The sequence below is a fragment of the Enterococcus sp. OL5 genome (genome assembly GCF_006491895.1).
Taxonomy (GTDB): domain Bacteria; phylum Bacillota; class Bacilli; order Lactobacillales; family Enterococcaceae; genus Enterococcus_D; species Enterococcus_D innesii.
The window spans coordinates 58336-84269 of record NZ_VHIL01000011.1 but is presented as its reverse complement, the minus strand read 5'-3'; the positions used below and the strand labels follow the sequence as shown (position 1 = coordinate 84269).

At 45.0% G+C, this 25934-nt stretch carries 23 protein-coding genes; all 23 read left to right on the top strand.

Features of this window, described 5'->3' with window-relative positions:
• Positions 1–11 precede the first annotated feature (11 nt).
• Positions 12–959, top strand: coding sequence for a 50S ribosomal protein L11 methyltransferase (gene prmA, locus FJU10_RS13050; RefSeq protein ID WP_005233456.1), 948 nt, complete (start codon positions 12–14; stop codon positions 957–959).
• A 1-nt stretch (position 960) separates the two neighbouring features.
• Positions 961–1716 (top strand): 16S rRNA (uracil(1498)-N(3))-methyltransferase, encoded by a 756-nt coding sequence (locus FJU10_RS13045; protein WP_016612975.1) that lies wholly within the window; start codon positions 961–963, stop codon positions 1714–1716.
• Between the two features lie 4 nt (positions 1717–1720).
• Positions 1721–2386 carry a hypothetical protein gene (locus FJU10_RS13040; protein ID WP_005233460.1) on the top strand — a complete coding sequence of 222 codons (666 nt, stop codon included), beginning with the start codon at positions 1721–1723 and terminating at the stop codon, positions 2384–2386.
• Positions 2387–2573: 187 nt separating this feature from the next.
• Entirely contained in the window at positions 2574–4784 is a 2211-nt protein-coding gene (locus FJU10_RS13035) for a RelA/SpoT family protein (RefSeq protein WP_005233463.1), read from the top strand.
• A gap of 6 nt (positions 4785–4790) precedes the next feature.
• Positions 4791–5237: a D-aminoacyl-tRNA deacylase gene (dtd, locus tag FJU10_RS13030; RefSeq protein ID WP_010749039.1), complete on the top strand. Its 447-nt coding sequence runs from the start codon at positions 4791–4793 to the stop codon at positions 5235–5237.
• Between the two features lie 313 nt (positions 5238–5550).
• Positions 5551–7101, top strand: a complete 1551-nt coding sequence (locus FJU10_RS13025) for an ABC transporter permease (protein ID WP_140966116.1) — start codon at positions 5551–5553, stop codon at positions 7099–7101.
• Between the two features lie 12 nt (positions 7102–7113).
• Positions 7114–7788 carry an ABC transporter ATP-binding protein gene (locus tag FJU10_RS13020; protein WP_005227776.1) on the top strand — a complete coding sequence of 225 codons (675 nt, stop codon included), beginning with the start codon at positions 7114–7116 and terminating at the stop codon, positions 7786–7788.
• Positions 7781–9328: a PASTA domain-containing protein gene (locus FJU10_RS13015; RefSeq protein WP_086316624.1), complete on the top strand. Its 1548-nt coding sequence runs from the start codon at positions 7781–7783 to the stop codon at positions 9326–9328. The genes FJU10_RS13020 and FJU10_RS13015 overlap by 8 nt, the downstream gene beginning before the upstream one ends.
• Positions 9329–9514: 186 nt before the next feature.
• Positions 9515–11254, top strand: coding sequence for an ABC transporter ATP-binding protein (locus tag FJU10_RS13010; protein WP_034878268.1), 1740 nt, complete (start codon positions 9515–9517; stop codon positions 11252–11254).
• Positions 11193–13115, top strand: coding sequence for an ABC transporter ATP-binding protein (locus FJU10_RS13005; RefSeq protein WP_228085046.1), 1923 nt, complete (start codon positions 11193–11195; stop codon positions 13113–13115). Before FJU10_RS13010 ends, FJU10_RS13005 begins: the two co-directional genes overlap by 62 nt.
• Positions 13116–13315: 200 nt before the next feature.
• Complete coding sequence (locus FJU10_RS12995) at positions 13316–13810, top strand: methylated-DNA--[protein]-cysteine S-methyltransferase (RefSeq protein WP_005233483.1); 495 nt, start codon at positions 13316–13318, stop codon at positions 13808–13810.
• A gap of 103 nt (positions 13811–13913) precedes the next feature.
• Positions 13914–15419, top strand: coding sequence for a phosphomannomutase/phosphoglucomutase (locus FJU10_RS12990; RefSeq protein ID WP_086332718.1), 1506 nt, complete (start codon positions 13914–13916; stop codon positions 15417–15419).
• A gap of 19 nt (positions 15420–15438) precedes the next feature.
• Positions 15439–15642 carry a hypothetical protein gene (locus FJU10_RS12985; RefSeq protein ID WP_005227790.1) on the top strand — a complete coding sequence of 68 codons (204 nt, stop codon included), beginning with the start codon at positions 15439–15441 and terminating at the stop codon, positions 15640–15642.
• 159 nt (positions 15643–15801) lie between these two features.
• Positions 15802–16476 (top strand): two-component system response regulator SapR, encoded by a 675-nt coding sequence (sapR, locus tag FJU10_RS12980; RefSeq protein ID WP_005227794.1) that lies wholly within the window; start codon positions 15802–15804, stop codon positions 16474–16476.
• Entirely contained in the window at positions 16473–17510 is a 1038-nt protein-coding gene (sapS, locus tag FJU10_RS12975; protein ID WP_140966115.1) for a two-component system sensor histidine kinase SapS, read from the top strand. The genes sapR and sapS overlap by 4 nt, the downstream gene beginning before the upstream one ends.
• Before the next feature lie 115 nt (positions 17511–17625).
• Positions 17626–18492 (top strand): GRP family sugar transporter, encoded by an 867-nt coding sequence (locus FJU10_RS12970; protein WP_008379298.1) that lies wholly within the window; start codon positions 17626–17628, stop codon positions 18490–18492.
• 23 nt (positions 18493–18515) lie between these two features.
• Complete coding sequence (locus FJU10_RS12965) at positions 18516–19901, top strand: APC family permease (protein WP_140966114.1); 1386 nt, start codon at positions 18516–18518, stop codon at positions 19899–19901.
• Between the two features lie 272 nt (positions 19902–20173).
• Complete coding sequence (locus tag FJU10_RS12960) at positions 20174–21628, top strand: ABC transporter permease (RefSeq protein WP_140966143.1); 1455 nt, start codon at positions 20174–20176, stop codon at positions 21626–21628.
• Positions 21629–21640: 12 nt separating this feature from the next.
• Entirely contained in the window at positions 21641–22315 is a 675-nt protein-coding gene (locus FJU10_RS12955; protein WP_008379303.1) for an ABC transporter ATP-binding protein, read from the top strand.
• Positions 22308–23618 carry a PASTA domain-containing protein gene (locus tag FJU10_RS12950; RefSeq protein WP_140966113.1) on the top strand — a complete coding sequence of 437 codons (1311 nt, stop codon included), beginning with the start codon at positions 22308–22310 and terminating at the stop codon, positions 23616–23618. The genes FJU10_RS12955 and FJU10_RS12950 overlap by 8 nt, the downstream gene beginning before the upstream one ends.
• A gap of 41 nt (positions 23619–23659) precedes the next feature.
• A complete protein-coding gene (locus tag FJU10_RS19100; RefSeq protein WP_005233508.1) occupies positions 23660–23818 on the top strand; it encodes a hypothetical protein in 159 nt (52 codons plus the stop codon).
• A 73-nt stretch (positions 23819–23891) separates the two neighbouring features.
• A complete protein-coding gene (locus FJU10_RS12945) occupies positions 23892–24578 on the top strand; it encodes a response regulator transcription factor (protein WP_140966112.1) in 687 nt (228 codons plus the stop codon).
• Positions 24572–25903, top strand: coding sequence for a sensor histidine kinase (locus tag FJU10_RS12940; protein WP_008379305.1), 1332 nt, complete (start codon positions 24572–24574; stop codon positions 25901–25903). Before FJU10_RS12945 ends, FJU10_RS12940 begins: the two co-directional genes overlap by 7 nt.
• Positions 25904–25934: the final 31 nt, after the last annotated feature.

The window sequence follows — 25934 nt, the reverse complement described above, 5'->3', positions numbered from 1 at the left end:
GGAGAACGAAAATGAAATGGAATGAAGTAACCGTAGCGACAGCTAGCGAAGCAGTGGAAGCAGTCGCCAATATTTTAATGGAACACGGAGCAAGTGGGGTAGCGATCGAGGACGTTTTAGATGTCGAAAATTTTAAAAGCGATGCGTATGGCGAAATTTTGGATAAAGAAACCTATACGACCTTAGAAGAAGGTGCGCAAGTCAGTGCCTATTTCCCAGAGACGATTTTTTTGCCAGAAGTGCTGCCGACGATCAAAGCAGCCATCGACCGTCTGCCGGAGTATGGTTTGGCGATCGGCAAAAACACCATCACAACGAGCGAGGTCGTGGAAGAAGCATGGGCGACGGCCTGGAAAAAATATTACCATCCAGTCCGTATCTCCCGCTATCTGACGATCGTGCCGAGCTGGGAAAACTATCAACCGCTGCAAGAAGATGAAAAGATCATCACCCTTGATCCGGGAATGGCTTTTGGGACCGGCACGCATCCTACGACACGCTTGACATTACAAGCCCTAGAAGTCTACTTGCGGGGCGGTGAAACCGTCTTAGATGTCGGGACGGGCTCAGGGGTGTTAAGTATCGCCAGCAAATATTTAGGTGCCAAAGACGTGTTTGCTTATGATCTAGATGAAGTCGCTGTGAGGTCCGCCCAAGAAAATATGGCGATGAACCCCATTGCTCACGATGTGACCGTGCAAGCCAATGACCTTTTGCAAGGGGTGACGGTCCCTGCTGATCTTATCGTTGCCAATATTTTAGCGGATATCATTTTATTGATGATCCCTGATGCATGGCGTTTATTGAAGCAAGAGGGCACCTTGATCGTTTCTGGGATCATTGAGACGAAAAAACAATTAGTGATCGATGCCATGATCGCACAAGGCTTTGAGATCGATCAATTGTTCAATCAAAAAGACTGGTATGCGATCGCCTTTAAAAAACCAGAGGTAGAGTAAGATGCAGCGATATTTTTTACAGGAGCCTTATGAAGCAAAAGCGGTGTTTGCCGTTTCGGGAGAACCCTTCCACCATATGATCCGAGTGATGCGCATGACTCCCGGCACGAAAGTCGGTTTAGTTTTTGAGGATCATTTGGCGATCATCGCCAAGATCAAAGAGGCCGATGAAGAAACGGTTTACTTAGAGGAAGTCGAAAAAGAACAGCAGGACAAGGAATTGCCGCTGCAGGTCACGATCGCTAGCGGCTACCCGAAAGGCGACAAGCTGGACTTGATCGTTCAAAAAGGCACGGAACTTGGGGCGGCAGCATTTATCGGTTTTCCTGCGCAAACTTCGGTCGTGAAATGGGATCAAAAGAAGTTACAGAAAAAGCAGCAGCGGCTGCAAAAAATCGCCCAAGAAGCGGCGGAGCAATCCCAACGGCAGATCGCACCAGCCATCACACTGCTGGATAACGCCAAAGCATTTTGGCAAAGCCTCAGTCAGTACGATGCGGTCCTAGTGGCTTATGAAGAATCAGCCAAGCAAGGAGAAGCAGCGATGCTGCTGCAAGTGATCACCGAATTGCCCGTTGGTAGCAAAGTTTTAGCGATCTTTGGCCCAGAAGGCGGTCTGACCCCCTCCGAAATCGAAGGAGCCCAGGAAAACAACGCTAAATTATGCGGGTTAGGCCCTCGGATTTTACGAACAGAAACAGCACCGTTTTATTTTTTAAGTGCTGTCAGTGTGCTAACGGAATTAAAGAGGATGTGAGTTGATGAATAAGAACCAAGAAGCAATCAGTGTCCGTTTGTTGACGGCCGATCTGACCGACTGGGTCTTGAAGGATTTTATCAATCAATATAAAACGGCTTTAAAGGAAGTCGTCGTTTTGCCTAGTGCCATTCGGCGGGCGAAAATCTTGGCACAAGGCTCTTCCTTACAAATCGGCGCAGTGATCGATTACCCCCTTGCCCAAGGAACACTGGCAAAGGTAGCGTTTGAAATCGGTCGGGCGTTTATGGAAGGTGCCGATTTTTTGGAAGTCTGGCTACCGGCTTCTTCCTTCATGGAAAATGATCGTGGCTTTGCGGAATTGACTGAAACGATTCGCTCCTTGACCTTGACAGGAGGGGAGATCCGCTTAGCTGTGCAAACCGAGATCATGAATGAATTGACGAAGATCCAAGTGGCACAACGCTTGAAAGAAGAAGCATGGCCAAAGATCGTGTTAGGACAAAAACAACCACTAGCAGAAGCATTGCACGACGTGAGCTTGTTTTCCTTAGATGGTGGCAGTCAACTGTCGATCCAGATCAATCCTGACACAATAGATGAACAAGCTATGCAATCACTACAGGCTGCCGGCGCCGAGAAAATCGGGCTCTCGTATCATGTTTTTGAAGAATTGCTTAAGGACAAGCCGGCACCCGATGTGCTTTGAACAACAGCGATTGAAAAATAGCTGAAAAATTTGTATAATAATACTACTAAATAAGAACTGCAGGTTAGACAGGAGTCCCATGCTTAGAACGTTTGTCCGCAAGGCTTTGGGTGCGTGACGAAACGTTAACAGCGACTTCTGTCTGCCTTTTTGATAGCACAAAAAAGAAGAGCAGGAGGCGGAATGAATGGCAAAAGAAGTTATATTGACCGGGCCCAATGTCATCAAATTGGTCGCTCATTATATGAGTGAAGAACACGTTGCCTTTGTCCAAAAAGCATTAGACTACGCGACAGAAGCCCACAAAGAACAATTCCGTAAATCCGGCGAGCCTTACATTATTCATCCAATCCAAGTTGCGGGGATCTTGGCAGAATTGCAGATGGACCCTCATACCGTTGCAACTGGTTTTTTGCATGATGTCGTCGAAGATACCGATGTGACGTTAGCCGATCTGAAAGAAGAATTCGGTGCCGATGTAGCGATGCTAGTGGATGGCGTGACCAAGCTGGGTAAGATCAAGTACAAATCTCATGAAGAACAATTAGCAGAAAATCATCGGAAAATGTTGATCGCCATGGCGCAAGATTTACGGGTCATCATGGTCAAACTGGCTGACCGTTTACATAATATGCGTACGTTGAAACATCTGCGGGAAGACAAACAACGCCGCATCGCCCAAGAAACGATGGAAATCTATGCCCCATTGGCTCATCGTTTAGGGATCAGCCGAATCAAATGGGAACTAGAAGATATTTCTTTGCGTTACTTGAATCCACAGCAATATTACCGAATCGTGCATTTGATGCAGACCAAACGAGAAGAACGGGAATCCTACGTTTCCGAAACCGTGGAAGAGATTCGGATCGCTACGGAGGAACTAGATATCTATGCTGAGATCTATGGTCGACCAAAGCATATTTACTCGATCTATCGCAAAATGAAAGACCAAAAGAAACAGTTCAATGAAATTTATGATTTGTTGGCGATCCGAGTGATCGTTGACTCCATCAAAGATTGTTACGCGGTTTTGGGAACGATCCATACAAAATGGAAACCAATGCCTGGGCGGTTCAAGGACTATATCGCTATGCCAAAAGCCAACATGTACCAATCGCTGCATACGACGGTCATTGGTCCCAAAGGCAATCCTGTCGAGATCCAAATTCGGACCCATGAAATGCATGAGATCGCTGAATTTGGGGTTGCTGCGCACTGGGCCTATAAAGAAGGCAAGACCGAAAAAGTCCGAGCCGACAAGATGACCCAACAAGTTGGCTGGTTCCGTGAAATCTTGGAACTGCAAGATGAAAGCTATGATGCTTCTGAATTTATGGAAGGTGTCAAAGGGGACATTTTCAGCGACAAAGTCTATGTATTTACGCCAAAAGGTGATGTGACGGAGTTGCCTCAAGGCTCCAGTCCACTGGATTTTGCCTATAGCATCCATACCGACATCGGCAACAAAACTACTGGTGCCAAGGTCAACGGCAAAATGGTCCAATTAGACTATAAGCTGAAAAATGGCGACATTATTGAGATTCTGACATCACCGAATTCCTTTGGGCCAAGCCGCGACTGGGTCAAACTAGTGGCTACCAGCAAAGCAAAGAACAAAATCAAACGATTTTTTAAAGCCCAAGATCGTGATGAGAATATCATCAAAGGACATGAGGCAGTGGTTCGTACCTTACAAGATATGGGCTTTGTGCCAAAAGAATTCTTGACGAAAAGCAAAATGGCGGAAGCTTGCGAACGATTCAATTATCAAACAGAAGATGACCTGTTTGCCTCTGTCGGCTATGGGGAAGTCAGTCCCACGACCTTAGCCAACCGTTTGACCGAAGAAGAACGGCGCGAGAAACAAATCGAGAAGCAAAAGCAGCAAGTCCAAGAGATGATCAATCAACCGGCGAAAAAAGAACCAGAAAAAATGAAGGTTCGTCACGAAGGCGGCATTGTCATTGAAGGGGTCGATAACTTGTTGATCCGCATCTCCCGCTGCTGCAATCCGGTTCCTGGGGATTCGATCGTCGGCTATATTACTAAAGGGCGGGGAATCTCGATCCACCGCAGCGATTGCCCCAATGTTCAAAACAAAGAGGCAGCGAACCGTTTGATCGATGTTGAGTGGGAAGATGCTACCGACATCAACAAAGAATACGATGCCGATCTTGAGATCTATGGCTATGATCGGTCTGGGTTGCTCAACGATGTCTTGCAGACGGTCAATAGCGTCACGAAGCGCTTAGTGAGTGTCGAAGCCAAAACCAACAAAGACAAAATGGCAACGATCCGCATCACGGTGGCGATTCAGAATTTGACTCATTTGAAATCGATCGTTGATAAAATCAAGCAGATTCCAGATGTTTACAGTGTCAGACGTACGAAGGGATGAGAAAGAATGCGGGCAGTGATCCAGCGAGTCAGTCAAGCAAGCGTGTCGATTGAGGAGAATATCGTCGGTGCGATCCAACAAGGGTTCATGGTTTTGTTGGGGATAACCCATGAGGATACAGGCGACGATGTGGCTTATCTCGTAAGAAAAATCAAAAATCTGCGGGTTTTTGAAGACGAAGAGGGCAAAATGAATCGGTCACTGGAAAGCATAAACGGCGCCGTCTTGAGTATTTCACAGTTCACCCTTTATGGGGAGACCAAGAAAGGCAATCGCCCTAGTTTCATTCAAGCGGCACCGCCAAGTATTGCGATCCCGCTTTACGAAGCCTTTAATGAAGGTTTACAAGCCGAAGGCATCACTGTTGCTACTGGAAAATTTGGCGCAGATATGCAAGTCGCCTTGGTCAATGATGGCCCGGTGACGATCGTGATCGATACGAAAGAAAAATAGGGAATACAAAACGAAGGATTTTCTCGCTGGAAAAGAGTGGGAGAATTCCTTCGTTTTTTTTATACTCTCGAAAGCGCTAAGCATTTTTGATGGAATCCAAGTGAAATCTAAGTTGAAATCGGGAAATCTTACAAAACTGTTAGCAAAAATTCCATTCTTTTATTTGTTATTTAACATCTTTTTCTTGTTCTTTTATAAGGGTTATTAAATGGAAATATCTTTTTCACCCGTTTTTTAATATTTTAAATTCGAAAAACGATCCTTTATTGCGATTGTTCTTGAGGGAGAAGTATGGAATAATTGTTAAAAAATAATGTCACTGGAGGAAATAACAATGAACTTTTGGCAGCGTGCATTAAAGAGTATCACCAGAAGAAAAGGGAAATCATTTATTTTATTTTTAGTTCTATTTATTTTAGGCAATGTGATCGCTGGTGCTGTAGCAATTCAACAATCCACTGCCAACGTGGAGCGAGAGACGAAACGCAAAATGGGGAATGTAGCTACGGTGGAAATGGATTGGGAAGGTTTTGAAAAAGACCATGCGGATGCTTCGGAGGAAGAGCAGTCACAAGAAGATTTTTATCCGAAACCACCAGCGCTGGATCTTTATGAGCAAATCGGTCAATTAAGCTATGTGAAATATTTTGATTACCAAAATCAAGCGTGGTTAGAAACAACAAAATTGAAAGCATATACGCCGGAGGATGGATCGGTCGGCATGGGTGGCAACTACTTCTCTTTGAAGGGCGGAAATTTGGTTGAGCCATTAGACATGCAAGAAGGCTTGATTCGCTTGGAGGAAGGCGAGGGATTGACAGAAAAAGATGTCAGTGAATTGACGAACGCGGTATTGATCAGTAAAGAGATCGCAGAATTGAATAACCTGAGTGTCGGTGATCAATTGGTATGGGATACACGGGCAGAAGTCATGATGGAAGGTGGTTCAAGCGAGGGAGTAAGTGATGATAGTGAGGATGCGACGGACGAAACGGCTGAGAGTGGCAATCGTGTCGCGACCTTTGATTATCCCGTGACCATTGCAGGGATCTTTTCTGTAATTAAAAAGGATCAAAGCAATCAAAGTAGTTCATCAGATCAAAGTGATTCACAAAATAGTGATCAGGTATGGCAAGTGATGGAACAAATCAATACCTTTTATGCTAGCAATAATTTAGTGCAAGATTTTAACAAATTGCAGTCTGAAAAACTTTGGGGTCAAGAAGTGATCGAAGAAGAGTCAGACGCCTATTATCAACCGATCTTTGTCCTAAATTCAACGGATGACGTCGAAGCCTTTAAACAAGAAGCCGGTGCGTTATTGCCCCAATATTATCGTATCATTGCTAATACGGATCAATACGAGCAGATCGCCGGTGGCTTTACTCGGTTAGGGGTGATCGCAAATTACATCGTGATCATTGCGTCGATCGCAACCATCTTTATTATTTCCTTAGTGGTCTTGCTTTTCTTACGAGATCGGAAACAAGAATTGGGCATCTATCTCTCCTTAGGGGAAAGCCGTGGGAAAGTCATTGGACAGATCGTGATTGAAGTCTTGCTGGTTAGTTTAGCCGCACTGCTATTGTCCTTAGTGACCGGGAACTTATTAGGTGGTGCCGTTTCAAATACCTTGATGCAAAACGATTGGATGAGCAATCAAAATGATATGGGCGGTGTTTATTCTGGCGGTTTGATGGCAGCTGATATTGATTACATGGATATCAAGAATGCCTATCAAGTGTCCTTCTCAGCAGGCTACATCATTACGTATCTGCTGTTAGGTTTAGGAACCGTCTTGTTCTCAGCTATTTTACCGCTGTTGTATATTTTACGCTTGAATCCAAAGAAAATCATGATGTAGGAGGAACCAACGATGACTTTATTAGAAACCAAAGCAGTCGATTACTATTACCAAGACGGCGATCAGCGCCGCTATATACTGAAAGAGACCTCTGTTTCTTTTGAAAAAGGGACTTTCTATGCCATCTTAGGGCAATCTGGTTCGGGAAAAACGACGTTTTTATCCTTGATCAGTGCGTTGGATAGTCCGAAAAGCGGTCAAGTACTTTATGAAGGCACCGATATCGAAAAAATTGGGCATGAAAATTATCGCCGCGACGACATCAGTATCATTTTCCAAAGCTATAATCTGATTCCCTATTTAAGTGCAGTTGAAAATGTCTTAGTGCCGATGGCGATCACGAAAAATCAGCTGCCAGACAATCAGCGAGAAGTGGCATACAATTTACTGGATTATATAGGCATCACCAAAGAAAAAGCCGATCGGCTCGTCAATCAATTATCTGGTGGAGAACAACAGCGGGTAGCGATCGCCCGGGCGTTAGCCACCAATGTCGATATCATTTTAGCGGACGAACCAACCGGGAATTTGGATGAAGAAATGGAACAAGAGATCATCGATATCTTTAAGGAGCTGGCACACGTCCACAACAAATGTGTGATCGTCGTGACCCACGCTAACGAGATCGCTCAACAAGCGGATGAAGTCTTGTATTTACGTAAAGGTGTGTTGAGTAAACATGAGTGATTTTTTATCAAATTTTAGCCCGGACAACTATGATGGCAAAAAGAAATCCGCTGGCAATAGCGAGAAAAAAACTAGCGAACCTGTCGGAGATCAAAATGCAAGAGGCGCGGAGCAAGCGAGCAAACCAGCGGAGCCAACGACGGTTCACCAATCAGAAGAGCCGACAGCTAGTGAGCCGATGAGTCGCTCGGCAGCCCGTCAACAAACACAGACGACTGAAGCAAAAGCGGCGAGTTCTGGGACTGAGAAGGTAGCATCAAAGGAACCAGTCAGCCGTTTTGGTAAAGAAGAAACGGAATTTGATCCGACCTACAAAAAGCGTCAGCAGAAAAAAATCTTGCTGATTGCTTTACTGACCGCCTTGGCGGTTGCCGTGATCGGGATCGTCTATTATCAGATGACCCATGTGAAGGTGCCGGATTTCACTGCCCAAGATCTGTCAGAAGCGCGGACGTGGGGCATGGAAGAAGGCGTCGCTATCAAAGTGGAGCAAGAATATGACTTTGACAAAGACGTCAACCAAGTAATCGACCAAAGTGTCGACCCTGAGAAAAAAATCAAGAAGGGTGCCACACTGACACTGACGGCGAGTCTCGGGCCTGATCCTGAAGAACGCTTAGAGCTACCGGATTTTTCAGCGATGCAAGTGACCGAAGCAAAAGATTGGATCGCTAGCAATAAAGCCGAAAACCTCTCTTTGATCGAACAATTTGACGACAATGTAGCAGCAGAAGCTTTTATCAAACAAGAGGCGGCCAACAAAGAGCTTGATTTAGCCGAATACAAACGCAAAGACCGTTTGAGTGTCTACTATTCAAAGGGCAAAGAAGTCTTTGAAAAAAATATTGAAGTACCTGATTTTACAGGCAAAGCCAAAAGTGAAGCTTCTGAATGGGCGAAAAAGAATGACTTGAAATACAAAGAAGAAACCGTCTTTTCTGACAGTGTCGCCCTGGATCTGGTCGTTTCACAAGAACCAGTCAAAGGCAGCAAACTTGCGAAAAAAGAAGAATTTGTGGTGAAGGTCTCAAAAGGCCAAGCTTTGACCGTTCCAGATTTTTCACAATACACGATCGAAGAAGCCCAAGGACTAGAATCAAAAATCCCGCTGCAAGTCAGCACGGTCTATTCCGATCAAGTGGCGTATGGTAGTTTCTTGAGTCAGTCGGAGGAAGCGGGCAAAGAGTACAGCGAAAGCGATACTTTGCCAACTGTCAAAGTCGTCTACTCATTAGGCAGACCGTATTTGAAAGACATCCGTTTCCAAGCAACGGAAGGCGACTTGCCAAAACTATTCTTTGATGAATACAAATCAAAAGGTGCCAATGTCTATTACGAAATCTACTATGTCGATTCGGCGGAACCAAAAGGAACCGTCGTTGAAATGAGCCGCTACGGCGAGTTCATTCCCCTAGAAACGTGGATCACCATCGGTATCAGCCGCGGCAATCTGCAAGGCAGTACCCAAACACCGCCGGCAGAGGATGGCGGGGAGGCGGATGAACCGGTCAGTACCGCTGGTTCATCTGCTGCCGAATAATCTCGCAACCGACACTTTTTCACACAGCATCAAAAGGTAAGCACCCTTCTTTGGAAGGGTGTTTTTACTTACTAATTGTAAAAAAAACACGAGCGAGCCGCTTGAAATCACTGGATCGATAAAGTAAACTTGATGGTAACGAGAAAAAATGGCTCCGCAGTGCCATCTATAGAAGGGACGAAACAAATGATAAAAAAATTACTCGCGAATGTTGGCAGCTATAAGAAGGATAGCTTGCTAACCCCTGTGTATGTAGCAGGAGAGGTTGCCTTAGATGTCATTATGCCCCTGATCATGGCAATGATGATCGACCAAGGGATCGAAAAAGGAGACGCCGGTGTGATTCTAAGAGATGGCGGCTTGCTTTTTTTATGTTCCTTGATCGCGTTACTTTTAGGAACGCTTGGCGGACGAACGGCAGCGATCGCTTCGGCTGGTTTTGCCCGCAACCTGCGGCACAATCTATTTCGCCGAATCCAAGATTTTTCCTTTTCAAACATTGACCGCTTTTCTTCCTCCAGTTTGATCACCCGCTTGACCACTGACGTGACCAACGTCCAAAATGCTTATCAAATGATTATTCGTATTCTGGTCCGCAGTCCGTTAGTTCTGATTTTCTCACTTGCAATGGTTAGCACCATCAGCCCAGAGCTTATGACGATTTACTTAGTTGTTTTACCGATTTTAGCGATTGGCCTTGCTTTAGTGATTCGTTTTGCCCACCCGCTGTTTCTAAAAGTATTCCGCATTTATGACCGCTTGAATAATGTGGTGCAAGAGAATCTACAAGGGGTTCGCGTCGTGAAATCGTATGTCCGAGAAGAACAACAAGAAGAACTGTTTGGCGAAGTGTCCACCGATGTTTATCGGAATTTCACTCTCGCGCAACGAATCGTCTCTTTTAACATGCCATTGATGCAATTTGCAGTCTATACATGTATGTTGCTCTTGTCATGGTTTGGTGCCCAGTTGATCGTGGAACAAAGTAGCCTGACGACTGGTGAATTAGTCAGCATGTTCAACTACACGATGCAGATTTTGATGAGCTTGATGATGATGTCGATGGCTTTCGTGCAGATTTTGATCGCACGAACGTCGGCAGAACGGGTCGTGGAAGTATTAGATGAAGAAAGTGACTTGAAAAATCCCGCCGAGCCAGTCAAAGAAATCAAAGACGGCTCCATCATTTTTGAAAATGTCGGCTTTAGTTACGCCAATGACAAAAACAAGTTGGCGCTGACCGATGCGAATCTACGCATCGAATCCGGTGAAGTCATTGGGATCATTGGTGGAACCGGGAGCGGGAAATCCACCCTCGTCCAGCTGATCCCCCGCTTATATGATGTGATTGAAGGGCGTGTCATCGTCGGCGGTCATGATGTTCGCGACTATGATTTAGAAGCATTGCGGGACCAAGTAAGTATGGTCTTGCAAAACAATGTACTCTTTAGCGGCACCATCAACGACAATTTACGTTGGGGCAATGAAGAGGCGTCGGATGAAGAGATCCAGCGCGTGGCGACGATTGCACAAGCCGATCCCTTCATTCAAGAGTTTCCTGATAAATATGAAACGCAGATCTCACAAGGAGGGAACAATGTTTCCGGTGGGCAAAAACAACGGTTGACGATTGCTCGCGCCTTATTAAAGAAACCGAAAATCTTGATTCTCGATGATTCTACTAGTGCCGTCGACACCAAAACCGATCGCAGTATCCGCGAAGGCTTGAAACGAGAAATTCCGGGAACGACGACGATCATTATTTCCCAACGGATCAATTCGATCGAAGACGCCGACCGGATCATCGTAATGGATGATGGCAAAATCAATGGCATCGGTACCCACGAAGAATTGTTGGCAAACAATGCCATCTATCAAGAAGTGTACCATTCGCAGCAGAAAGGATTTGGTGAAGGTGAAGAATAGACAAGCAGCAAATCCCAAGCGCACATTAAAACGTTTATTGCGAACGATGTTTGGCGACTACAAAGGACAACTCCTATTCGTCGTTGTTATGATCTTGTTAAGTGCTTTTGCCAACGTTCGTGGTTCGTTGTTTTTACAAGTCGTGATCGACGATCATATCACACCGCTTTTAGGGCAAGCCAATCCTGATTTTGGCGGCTTGTTTCGGGCGATCGTCCAAATGGCGATCATCTACCTGATTGGGATCTTGGCCGCACTGATCTATAACTTTATGATGGTCAAGATCAGTGAGGGCACGCAGAAAAAAATCCGTGACCAAATGTTTACACATATGCAGTCTCTACCAGTCGGCTACTTTGATGCCCGCTCAGATGGCGACATCATGAGTCACTTTACCAACGATACGGACACGTTGCGTCAAATGATCTCCCAAAGTATTCCAAACTTGATGATGGCGGCGGTAACCTTTTGTTCTGTCTTTATCGCCATGTTCTCCATCAGTGTTCCATTGACTCTGTTCGTGATGCTGTCGGTTATTTTGATGCTGAATGTGATCCGCATCATTTCTCGCCGCAGCGGCCGCTTCTTTGGCGCACAGCAACGAGATTTAGGCGCTGTCAACGGGTATATCGAAGAAATGATGCACGGACAAAAAGTCGTCAAAATCTTCAATCATGAAAAAATCGTCATGGAAGAATTTGATGCCTTAAATGATCAACTGCAAGAAAGTGCCACTAAAGCCAATGTCAATGCCAATACCTTGATGCCGATCATGATGAACTTACTAAATGTCCAATATGTCTTGATCGCCATCATTGGTGGCCTGTTTGCCATCAATGGTGTTTCTGGACTGACGGTCGGGATGATCGCTTCTTTCTTGCAACTGAGCCGTTCATTGAATGGCCCTATCAGCCAAGTATCACAACAAATCAACTTTGTAATCATGGCATTAGCCGGTGCTGAGCGAATTTTCAACCTATTAGATGAAACGCCAGAAATCGATCATGGCTACGTCACACTGGTCAATGCCAAATGGTCGCAAGGTCAACTAGTTGAAACCAAAGAACGAACAGGCACGTGGGCGTGGAAACATCCCCACGAGGATGGAACCATTACCTATACGGAAGTGACGGGAGACGTGCGGTTTGAAGATGTTGATTTCGGCTATGTCGATAATCAACTGGTCTTACATGAGATCAATCTGTATGCAGAGCCTGGGCAAAAAGTTGCCTTTGTTGGTGCAACAGGTGCTGGTAAGACAACGATTACCAATCTGATCAATCGGTTCTACAACATCCAAGACGGGAAGATTCGCTATGATGGTATCAATATTGAAAAAATCCATCTGGAATCCCTCCGTCGCTCATTAGGAATCGTTTTGCAAGACACCCATTTGTTTACTGGAACGATTCGCGAGAATATTCGCTTCGGAAAACTGGATGCCAGTGATGAAGAAGTGCTGGCAGCAGCGAAACTAGCCAATGCCGACATGTTTATCAACCATTTGCCAGAAAAATACGACACCGTGATCACGGGCGATGGCGAAGGGCTTTCCCAAGGTCAACGGCAGCTGTTGGCAATTGCTCGCGCAGCGATCGCTGATCCGCCAGTGATGATCTTAGACGAAGCCACCTCAAGCATCGATACCCGTACAGAGCGTATCGTCCAATCAGGGATGGATCGTTTGATGTCTGGACGGACCGTGTTTGTGATCGCCCATCGATTGTCTACAATCCAAAACTCCGATGCCATCATGGTGATGGATCATGGCCGTATCATTGAGCGGGGGACCCATGAAACGCTGTTGGCAGAAAAAGGCACCTATTATCAGCTATATACTGGGAAAATCGAATTGGATTGATTCTGCCATTGCTACGGCTTGAAGCTGCAGCGACTGGCGATCTGCCTATTTTCCCCTTGTTTGCAACGACCGATTGGCAGTAAGCCAGTCGGTTTTTTGCGCAGCTCGAAAAAATGGTATACTGTCACTGAGACAGCCGTAGAACGGCGGCAGCACGTAAGCAGTTGTGCTGCGGAAAATGGATTCCATGAGGTGAAAATATGAAACTAGCATTGGCAAAGATCGTTTTAGACGAAGAATGGTATGAGGTGGTCCAATCGGAAAAAGGGCTAGTGTATTTTGGTCGGCAGCAGGATCATCATGAATTACTCAAATTCTTTCCATTGGCTGAAATCAGTAGTATAGCTGACCTTGATCCAGTAATTGAAACGCAGCTGCAAGCTTATTTTGCAGGGGAACCAGTGACGTTTACTTTTGCGTTTGATTTTGTAGGGACACCGTTTCAACAAACCGTTTGGCAAGCACTGACCCAAATTCCTTATGGTGAAACCACTACGTACAGTGACTTGGCGCTGCGCATTCAACGTCCGACCGCTGTCCGAGCTGTCGCCAACGCAGTGGGGCGTAACCCAATGATGATCGTGGTTCCTTGTCATCGGGTGTTAGGAAAAAACGGCCGCTTGACGGGGTATCGGGGCGGGTTAGCAACCAAACGCCGACTACTGCAACTGGAAGGGATTCCGTTTAAAGAATAAGGAAAGTAAACTATTTATAGTAAAAAATACTAAAAAGCAATTTCATTTCCTTTTTTCTCTGGTATAATAAAATTGATTCCGGTTACAAGAAGGGGTGGAGGAAATGAACATCGTTGATTTGCAAAATGGTTCTGATATTCGAGGGATTGCGATCGCAACAGAAAAAGAACAGGTGACGCTGACGGAGCAAGCGGTTCGGCAAGTTGCTTCGGGCTTGCGCAACTGGTTGGAAACAAAGGGCAGCGGACCTTTTCGCGTGGCAGTCGGTCGTGACAGTCGCTTGAGTGGCGAAGCACTGCAAGAAGTGTTGATGGCACAGCTGCAGCAAGAAGGCGTGGCAGTGATCGATTGTGGCTTGGCAACGACACCAGCCATGTTTATGAGCACACAGTTTGCGGATTTCGACTGTGATGCTGGTGTGATGCTGACAGCGAGTCATTTGCCTTATTACTTTAATGGAATAAAAATTTTCAGCCGCCAAGGCGGTGCCGAAAAAATGGATATCCACTATATTTTGACCCACACTACCGTTCATGAGGCAGCGGAAAAAGGAAGCTATCAGCAAAAAGACCTGCTGACGCCTTATGCCCAAGATCTACTGCAAAAAATTCGCCAAGGGATGGGAACCAATGAGGAAAAACCTTTGGCTGGATTAAAGATCATTGTTGATGCAGGCAATGGTGCCGGCGGCTTTTTTGCTGAAAAAGTGTTGCTGCCGCTAGGGGCAGATACGAATGGCTCGCAATTTTTAGAACCGGATGGGCATTTTCCCAATCATATCCCTAATCCAGACAATAAAGAGGCGATGGCAAGTATTCGTGAAGCCGTCTTACGAGAACAAGCCGATCTAGGCATTATTTTCGATACCGATGTCGACCGCTCGGCTGTCGTGACCAAAAGCGGTGAGCCCTTGAACCGCAACAATATGATTGCTGTATTAAGCAAGATCATCTTAGCGGAACACCCTGGCACGCGTATCGTCACTAATTCACCAACCTCTAATCATTTAAAAACCTTTATCGAAGCACTGGGAGGGCAGCAAGTACGCTATATTTCTGGCTACCGCAATGTGATCAACAAAGCGATTGAATTGAATGAAGCAGGACTGGACACACAGTTAGCCATCGAAACCAGCGGGCATGCCGCGTTTAAAGAAAATTTCTTTTTAGATGACGGGGCGTACGTGATCGCCAAGCTCTTGATGATGCTGCCACAATTGCAACAGCAAGGCACGACACTGGATGAGCTGATCGCGGCGTTGCAACAACCCGCCGAGACCCAAGAATTGCGCTTTGCGATCCAACAAGCCGACTATCAAGACTATGGTCGCCAAGTGATCGCGGATTTAGCCGATCATTTGCTGCCAGGCTGGCAGATCGATCCAGAAAATGAGGAAGGCATTCGCATCAACTTGACAGCGCCCTATGGCCAAGGCTGGTTCTTGCTGCGAATGAGCTTGCACGAACCACTGCTGGTGCTGCAGATCGAAAATGATGAAGCGGGTCATCTACCGGCAGTCGTTCAAGCAATCGGTCGCTTCCTATCGCAGTATGAAGCCATCGATCAAAGTAAACTGACACAGTTTTTAGCACAGCAACCAAAAATTTGAAGAAAAGCAGGGAACTAAAATGGTGATCTTGATGCTGCTGATCATGGCAGTGACGTATGGTGTGAATTTTTTCTTGTTTCGTTATTTGAACAAACGACCAAAAATCGATGTCGTTGAACGGTTATCAATGCTATTAGGTGTCAACATGAGTGTGCTTTTTTTCGATGGGATTTTATTGTTTATCGGAAAACTACTAATTGAGACTGTTGAGATCATCGAGTAACCTAGTCGTCCGTTTTTTGTTTGCCTCTTCACTGATTCCTCAGGACAGTGAAGAGGTTTTTTAGGGTTTGCTAAAAACGGCGATTAATGTTCGCATTCGTTTTTGATATTTGATAAAGTAAAGAGGAGAAAATTACGCAAAGTGAGGGAATTCACGGATATGGCAAAAATAATGGTAGTAGAAGATGAAGCGGTGATTCGCCAACTGATTATCGAAGAACTAGAAAAATGGCAGTTTGAGACCTTTGGCACGACGGATTTCCATCAAGTGTTGACTGACTTTGAAGAACAAGAGCCCCAACTGATTTTACTGGATATTAATTTGCCGGTTTTTGATGGCTACTATTGGTGTCAAAAAATCCGCGAAGCTTCCAAAGTACCAATCATTTTTATTTCCAGTCGCAATACCAATATGGATATGATCATGGCCATGAATATGGGGGCGGACGATTTTGTGACAAAACCTTTTGAGATCGACGTTCTGATTGCAAAAATCAATGCCTTATTGCGCCGTTCCTACAACTATGTAGAAAGCAGCAGCGAGACGTTAGTGCATAACGGTTTGACCCTCAATATCGACAACAGCAGCATGTATATCAATGGCGAAAGCATCGATCTTAGCAAAAACGAATACCGCCTGCTGTATATTTTGATGAAAAATCACGGCAAGATTTTAAGTCGTGAAAAACTCTTGCGGGCCTTATGGGATGACGAGCGTTTTGTAGATGACAATACCTTGACGGTCAATATCAATCGTTTGCGACGAAAAATCGAACAAGCGGGGATGAATGGCTACATTGAAACCAAGGTTGGTCAAGGGTATATCGTACCATGACAAAGTGGCGGGTTTTGCGCAGTTTTTTGAAAGATCGTTGGCTGCTGTTTATTGGCTGGCTGGTCTTTTTCGTGTTGACGGTCTTAGTTTTTTGGCTGACTCCTCATTCCCCGATGGATTGGGGTACAGTCGGCTATCTCTTTTTGATGCAAAGTGTCTTGATGGTGTTCTTTTTGGCAATCAGCTACTTATCTAAGCGGCGTTTTTGGCAAAAAATCACCCCCAAGCCCGGAGACAGCTTGCTGCAAAACTACTTGCAAGGAGCACGCTCGGCGGAAGAAGAACGGATCGAATCTTACATCAATCAGTTGATCCGAGAGCACCAAGAATTGATGCAGCAAGTCGTCAGCAATCAAGAAGAACAAAAGGAATACATCGATTCGTGGGTCCATGAAATCAAAGTACCTTTAGCCGCATCACGATTGCTTTTGCATTCGATCGAATTTGATATTCCAGATGAAAAATTCATCTTACTAGAAAATGAATTGAACCGCATGAACGAATATGTCGAGCAAGTCTTGTACGTCGCCCGTTTGGACAGCTTTTCAAAAGATTATCTGGTCCAAGAAATTTCATTGAAAGCCGTCATCCAGCCGGTTTTACGCAGTCAGGCAAATTATTTTATCCAAAAGAACCTGCACTATGCCGTTGAAGGTGAGGATCAGCAAGTGTTGACCGATGAAAAATGGCTCGGCTTTATCTTTCGACAATTGGTCAGCAATGCCGTTAAGTACACACCACAAAATGGGCAGCTGACAATTCGGATCGAAAAAGATGCCCAAGGAACCTATCTCCACTTGCAAGATAGTGGGCTCGGCATTCCTAAAGAAGACATGCGTCGCATCTTTGATAAAGGCTTTACGGGCGAAAATGGGCGCCAAACGGACACCCACTCGACGGGATTAGGGCTCTTTTTAGCGAAAAGTTTAGCGAAGGAATTAGGCATCGAGCTAACGGCTTCGTCGACAGTTGGAAAAGGAACCACCATGACGCTGTTCTTTCCCTTGTTGAGTTATTATGAGGAAAAACGCTAATCTGCTTTTTTTCGAGTATCTTTTTGTGTTTTTTGACAAAAATCACTTGTCCCTAGAACGTTTTCACTGATACACTAAAGCCTGTGTTTAAAATTGAATGGTAAGGATGAATGAAATGGAGATACTCGTTGCATTAGTACCAATGTTTGCGTGGGGCAGCATTGGTTTAGTAAGTGCCAAACTTGGCGGGGATGCGAACCAGCAAACGCTAGGAATGACGATTGGTGCCTTTTTCTTTTCTCTGGTCGTATATTTTGTGACGATGCCAGTGATTGATGGAAAGGTGATTTTGATCGGTCTTTTGTCTGGTCTCTTTTGGTCCGTCGGTCAAAACGGTCAATTCCATGGCATGAAATATTTAGGTGTGTCTGTTGGACTGCCGCTTTCAACCGGCATGCAGCTGATTTTAAATACGGTCGCCGGTGCATTGTTTTTTGCGGAATGGACCCAGACCCGCGATTATGCACTAGGTGTTAGCGCATTGATCTTGTTGGTGATCGGGGCGTATCTGACCGCTCGTCAAGATGGCGAAAGTCCGGTAGAAGCTGGCAGCAAGATGCTTGATTTTCCTAAAGGATTTCGGGCATTGATCTCATCAACGATCGGTTACGGTGCCTATACGATTTTGATTACTTGGGCAGGATTGGACCCCTTGGCGATCATTTTGCCACAAAGTGTCGGGATGCTGATCGGTGCCAGCCTATTTGCTTTAAGGAAGACGAAGGTCGACCGTTTTGTAGGGAAAAATACTTTGTCAGGGTTGTTATGGGGCATCGGAAATGTCTGCATGCTGATCACGGTTCAGCAAGTCGGACTCGCGGTGGGCTTCTCATTGTCGCAGATGGGGATCATCATTTCAACGCTAGGCGGGATTTTTATTCTCGGCGAAAAGAAAACCAAGAAAGAACTGCGTTATGTGGTGATTGGTTGTCTGCTGGTGATTATCGGTGGTGTTTTGCTGGGGTATATGAAAGCAACATAAACTTATATTTTTGAGGAGGAGTTATGGATTTATTTCGAAAAAAAGTCATACAACGGGAAAGTGTGACGAATTTAAAAAAAGAGTTGAAGTTAAAAGATTTGATTATGTTGGGGATCGGCGCCATTATCGGCACAGGTATCTTTGTTGTTACAGGGACTGCTTCTGCTGAGTATGCCGGACCGGCATTGATTCTTTCCTTTGTTGTAGCTGGTATCGTTGTTGTGTTATCAGGGCTTTCTTTTGCGGAATTTGCTTCTCGGATCCCTGTTTTAGGGGGCGCCTATTCGTATCTGTATGTCGTTTTTGGTGAATTTACCGCGTGGCTGGCAGGCTGGTTTTTGATTTGCGAGTTCTTATTGGCCGTTTCTTCGGTGGCATCTGGCTGGTCAGGCTATGTGCAAGGCTTTTTGGCCAGTGCGGATATCCATTTACCAACCGCTTTGACGGGCGGTTATGACCCAAGCAAGGGGACCTACATTGATTTGATTGCTGGTTTAGTCATTATTTTTGTAACCTTGTGGGTCAGCCAAGAAGCGAAAAAAGCGTTACGTTTGAACAATGCTATGGTATGGGTCAAATTCGGCGTGATCCTCTTGTTTATCGTCTTTGGTGCCTTTTTCGTGGAACCAGACAACTGGCAGCCCTTTATGCCCTTTGGTTTTTCAGGCGTTTTTAATGGTGCAGCGTTAGTTTTCTTTGCTTTTCTTGGCTTTGATGCCGTCGCAATGGCGGCGGAAGAAGTCGAAGATGCCAAGAAAAATGTCCCTCGAGGAATCATTGGTTCCATTGCGATCGCAACAGTCCTCTATATCATTGTCACACTGATCATGACGGGAATCGTGCCGTTTGCGGAATTAGGAGTCAATGATCCGGTGGCTTTTGCGATGCGTTATGTCGGTCATGGAGTGGTCGGATCAATCATTTCCGTAGGGGCGATCTTGACCTTATTAACAGTGACGATCGCTATGATGTACTCTTTGGCGCGTCTGTTATATGCCATTAGTAAAGATGGGTTATTGCCAAAAGCCATGCAAGCCATCGATCCTAAGCATAAAACACCAAAGAAAGCGACCTACATCGCTGGTGTTTTTGCTTTCTTCTTTGCGGCAGCTTTCCCGTTGAATATCTTGGCAGAATTGACCAACATTGCGGCATTGTCTTATATGATCTTAATGTCCTTAGGGATCATCAAGCTGCGGAAGATGATGGGGCCACCTGCTAAAGGTGAATTTAAAGTACCTCTGGTACCGTTATTGCCTTTGTTGTCCGTTGCCAGCTGTCTCTTCTTGATGACCCGTCTGCAAAAGGCGACCTGGATCGTTTTTGGGATCTCTTTAGTGATCGGAATCGCAATCTATTTTGTATATGGCTATCGTAACAGCGAATTAAATGAGAAAATCGACGAATAAGATAGCGAAAAGACAAAGACCCAGATGTGGTCTTTGTCTTTTTTTGTTAACTATAGCAAAGCCTCCCAAAGAAATCTTTGGGAGGTATTTTCTTTTATCATTCACATTCCGATGATTGCTTGAGTCGATCATTGAAACAACAGTCTTTTTTATCAAATGTTCCCTAAGATTCTGCTTTTTTTGAAAAAATTTGCAAATGACAGATTCACTAAAGGTTCATCCAGTATGCTTTTGTTAGAGAAAAAAAGAGAGGATGTTGGCAAGTGAATTATATGAAACGAGCATGGCTGAGTGTGACGAGAAAGCGAGGGAAATCTGCGATATTGTTTGCTGTTATTCTAATTTTAGGAAATGTAATCGCTGGAGCAATTGCGGTCAATCAGTCGACTCAAAATGTCGAAAAGCAGATCAAAAACCAATTAGGTTCCCTCGCAACGATCGATATCGACTATGAAGCCTTGATGGCAAATAGTGAGGGCGGCACAAGTATGGAGGAGATTCAGCCGCTGCCGGAGGAGCTGATCAAACAAATTGGCGAGCGCTCGGAAGTCAAACAGTATGACTATTTGCGAGAAGCAATGATTGCTGTTGATAAATTCAAACCCTATAGTTTTAGACCAGAAGTTGAAAACGAGAATATCATGGTTTCTGGAGGTATGGATTCTTGGGTCTATTTAACAGGAACCAATCTCTTACAACCGTTGGATTTTGAAGAAGATACGGTGAATTTAACACAGGGACGCTTCTTTACAGAAGAGGAACAGCGTACCGGAAAACGTGTAGGGTTGATTTCTGAAGAGGTGGCTCAGGAAAACGGCTTGACCGTTGGTGACACCATGGTATTAGATGGACAGTTTATCGATTATTCATCTGGTGGAGATCCAGAGAAACAAAAAGGCAATGATTATCCTATCGAAATCGTCGGGATCTTTAAAAATACCAGCTTAGAAAAAGCGAATGAACAAGGACAAGAGGGGGGAGTCAGCTCGTTTGCTTTTGATGATCGTCCCTTCAATCGGATCTATATGCCAAATGATGCTGTGAAAACGATTGTTGAAGAGGAACGTGCGGGGCGACAAGCGGCGTTTCCAGCGACAGACCCCGGATCTGACGAGGATTTCTTTACCCCGCAATTTATTTTGAATCAACCAGAAGATGCAGAACAATTCAAACAAGAGGTGACACTACTCTTGCCAAATGGCTATAAGGTCAATGCTTCTACGGATGAGTATGACCGTGTGGGAACCAGTATGAATCGCTTATCACAAATTTCCTCGTATGTCGTAGTGATTGCGGTGATTGCTTCCTTGATTATTATCTCCTTGATCATTGTGTTGTTTACCCGTGATCGTAAATATGAGTTAGGCATCTACCTTTCGTTAGGGGAACGCCGGAAATACGTGTTTGCACAGATTGTGATCGAACTCCTGTTGATTGGTGTCAGTGCAATGCTGATCTCCTTGGTTACAGGGAATATGCTGGGCAAGATGGTTTCTGAATCTTTGTTAGCCAGCAGTATGCTAGAGGCAAACCAGGCAGGGATGGAACAATTCTTTGTGGGGGCACCGAAAATCGACCAAGCGACGATCAACGAGGCGTTTCGCGTTCAATATACCTTATCTTATGTGATCGCCTTTTTAGCGACTGGGATCGTGACGATCTTGCTTTCGGCAGTGGTGCCGCTGTTGTACATTTTACGGTTGAATCCGAAAAAAATCATGCTGTAAGGAGCGATGAACATGGCAATTTTAGAAACAAAAGACATGACGTATTACTACCAAGATGGCGAGAATCGCCGGAAAATTTTAGATAAAACCAATATCTCCTTTGAAAAAGGCAAATTTTACACGATCTTAGGAAAATCAGGCTCAGGAAAGACCACTTTTCTTTCCTTGATCAGTGCATTGGATCAGCCAACCGATGGGGAAGTGTTTTTTGAAGAAAAAAATATCAAAACGATCGGTTATGAAGAATATCGCCGCAACAAAATCAGTTTGATTTTTCAAAGTTACAACTTGATCCCTTATTTGACGGCTTTAGAAAACGTCCTTGTTTCGATGGCGATTTCAGACAACAAACTCCCGGATCAGCACGATCAAATTGCGTATCGTTTGCTGGACTATATCGGCATCAATTCCACGAAAGCCGATCGTTTCGTCAATCAGCTTTCCGGTGGGGAACAGCAGCGGGTCGCCATCGCTCGTGCTTTAGCGACCAACGTTGATATCATTTTAGCCGATGAACCTACCGGGAATTTGGATGAAGGCATGGAACAAGAAATCGTGGATATTTTTAAAGAACTAGCGGCGATCCACAACAAGTGCATCATCGTAGTGACCCATTCGACCGAGATCGCCAAGCAGTCAGATCAGACTTTTTACTTAAAAAAAGGTGCGTTGACGGCCTATGAGTGATTTTTTATCGAAGTTTGAAGAAGAACCGAAACAGCCAGACAAGGAATCAGCAGCCGAAGTACCTTCTTCCCGTGCTTCCCGAAAAGAAAAAGGTTCAGCTTCTTTAGAAGAGGGGATCGAACATGATCCCTCCTTCAAAAAGAAGCGGCGAAAAAAACGACTGCTAGGGTTAGCTGCCTTGCTTGGACTCTTTATACTCAGCGGCTTTTTATTTTTCCAATTGGCGTATGTCCGGTTGGATAACTTTGTGGACAAAGAGATCTCAGAGGTCAGAGAATGGGCAGCGGAACATGATCTTGCGGTTGATGTCACACCAGCCTATGATGAAGCCCCAGCCAATCAAGTGATCGCCCAAGCAGAAGCTGCCAGAAGTCGAGTCAGAAAAAGAAGCACTCTGCATCTAACCGTGAGCCAAGGACCTGATCCAGAAGAGAAATTGGCATTGCCAGACTTTATGGAAATGACGAGGGACGAGGCAGCAGAGTGGATCGAAAAAAATCAAGCAAGCAATTTGACGATCGTCGATGAATACCACGATGAGATCGAGGAAAAAGCACCGATTCGAGTAGAATTTACCAATAAAGAAGTCTCACGAGAGAACTATCATCGTCGAGATGTCGGACGAGTCTTTTATTCCAAAGGCGAAGAAACCTTTGAAAAAGATATTGAAGTACCAGACTTTAGTGATAAAACCCGTGCAGAGGTAGAAACATGGGGGAAAGCCCATGAGCTGGAGCTTGAAGTCAAAGAACAGGCTTCGGATACTGTGGAAGAAGGCAAAGTCATTGAACAAAGCGTGGCACCAAAAGAAAAAATCGCGAAACGGGATGCGTTTCAAGTAACGATTTCCCTAGGGAAAGGGGTCACCGTACCAGACTTTTCAACGATTTTACCAGATGATGCCCAGGCCGCTGTTGAGGGTGTCACTGTGCGGATGCGGATGCAGTTTACTCAGAGTCTGCCCTATGGACAATTGATCTCGCAAAGTGAGACCGCCGGGACCGTCTTAACCAGCAAAGATGACCAAGGCATTGAAGTCGTCTATTCGGCAGGTCAACCTTATATCAAAGATTACCGTCGAAGCGAGATCCTTGAAGGGGATCTGCAAAAACTCTTCTTTGATGAATTCCGTTCAAAAGGGGCGAACATCAGCTATCAAGTCCGTTATGTCAATTCAGCAGAACCCTACGGGACAATCGTGGGGATGAGCAAGTTCAATCAGTTTTTACCGTTAGAAGATACGATTACCTTTGATATCAGTTTAGGCAATCAGACAGCCCCTGCGGCATCTGATTCTGAATAGTCGAGCGGATTTATCGATGACCTGCAAGAAGGAGGAAACCCATGCGTCATCAAGAGAATTTTCAAGACCTTAGGAAAAAGCTGTTTGTGTTTTTACTAAGCGGTATGGTAGCATTGTTGCTACACATGTGGATTCATCAATCCAGCGAACACGTGCGGATCGTTTCAACAGAACGTTTTATTGGAGAACAATTGGAATGATCCTACAGGAATGATTGTGCTTACCGAAAAGTGATTGAAAAAGAAATGATGAGTGTAAAAGGGGGACTGACCAATGCGGATTTTATTCGTAGAAGATGAGCCATCGATCGCAGAAGCGGTTGCCAGCTTATTGAAAAAACAGCATTATTCCGTTGATTTGGCCTTTGACGGCGAAACCGGACTAGATTATGCAGCGAGTGGTGTATATGACATTCTCGTTTTGGATATCATGCTGCCCAAAATCGATGGAATCACATTGCTAAAGACGTTACGCAAGCAAAATATTCGCACGCCGATCATTATGTTGACGGCCAAAAGCGAAGTCGATGACAAAGTACTCGGCTTGGATGCAGGAGCCGATGATTACTTGACGAAACCCTTTCAAATGAAAGAGCTGCTGGCACGGATTCGTTCGTTAGGCAGAAGAAAAGATTTGGATTATCAAGAAGACCAGTTAGCCTTTGGCAACGTGGGCTTAGATCGTAATGAGCTGCAGTTAGCCACGCCTAGCAATCAAGTGGTGTTGTCACCCAAAGAAATGAAACTGATGGAACTGTTCTTATCTAGACCCAAAGTGATCTTATCAAAAGAAACCATCATCAATAAAATTTGGGGCTTTGATCCCGATGTGGAAGAAAACCGCGTTGAAATCTATGTGTCTTTGCTGCGGAAAAAATTGGCACTGCTTGAAGCAGATATCGGCATTCGCACGATCCGTAATGCGGGGTACATTTTGCAGAGCAAGGAGCCGCCATGTTAAAAAAATTGCGAAATAAAATGCTGTGGTTCAATATGGCACTGATCTCGATCATTGTCTTAGGTGCCTTTACCTTTATCTATATTTTGAATGCCACCCAAATTGAAAACGAGATCCAATCGCTCGTCTCGCAAGAATCAAATCTCCTAGCTGCAGCACCGTTAGATGAGGAAGAAGTGCGTCAATCACTGGCAGACCCAGAATATCCAATGATTTTGACTGTCATCAATAGTACGAGTGACGTCAGAGAAATTGGCTTAGTTGTCAGCGATCAAGTCGACGTTGAGATCCAAAGTGATGATGAGGGTGTCGATGAGAGCGAACTGTATGCCGCTTTGGTCGATACAGCAACGAAGCAAGGAGCAGTACCAAACGAGGTGAAGTTGAATGATCGTTATTGGCGCTATTCCCTCTTTTTGGTAGCTTCTTTCAGCCATTATTCCATCAATAATGAGTCAATGGGAATGTACTCTACCAGTATCAATAGCTATGAGCCGTATTACCAAGTAATGTTTTTTGATGTCACCGATTATAAGACCAGTCTGAGAAATCTAAGAAACACGCTTTTGCTCATCGGCGTTTTAGCTTTAGCCAGTATTTATATCGCTAGTTTTTATGTGGCCAATCGAGCCTTGCGACCGGTGGAACTGGCTTGGCGCAAACAAAAAGAGTTTGTTTCTAACGCTTCCCATGAGTTGAAAACACCACTGGCGATCATTCAAGTCAATGCTGAGGTATTAGCTGGCAGTCCAGAAGAAACCTTGGAAAGCCAGATGAAATGGCTGAAAAACATTCAGTTAGGTTCCGAACGGATGGATGAGCTAGTGAATAGCTTATTGCTGTTGACCAAATTCGAAAGTGCCGAACAAGAAATGGTGCGTTCTTTGATCGACGCCAGTCAAGTCGTGCAAAGTGTTTATCAAAGCATGGAGGCGATTGCGCTGGAAAAAGGGATCCACTATCAGGAACAGATCGCTAAACAGGTGCACCTTGAAAGCAATGAGCAAGCCTTGCGGCAATTGACCATGATATTGGTAGACAATGCCTTGAAATACACGCCCGCTGGAGAAACAGTCAAAGTGGCCCTAATCGAACGGCAACGAAAGACAGTATTGCAAGTCTCCAACAGTGGTTGTCTGATCCCCGAAGAAAAAATTCCCTATGTCTTTGACCGCTTCTACCGCGGGGATCCTTCTCGCAACCATCAAGACGGTGGCTATGGGTTAGGTTTAGCCATCGCCAAAGCCATCACAGAAATGCTGGAGGCGCAAATCAGTTTGACGGTGGATCAAGACGGCGTCAATCACTTTGAAGTTTCATTTCATTGAGATTTGATTGCTGCCTTCACTTAAATCAATT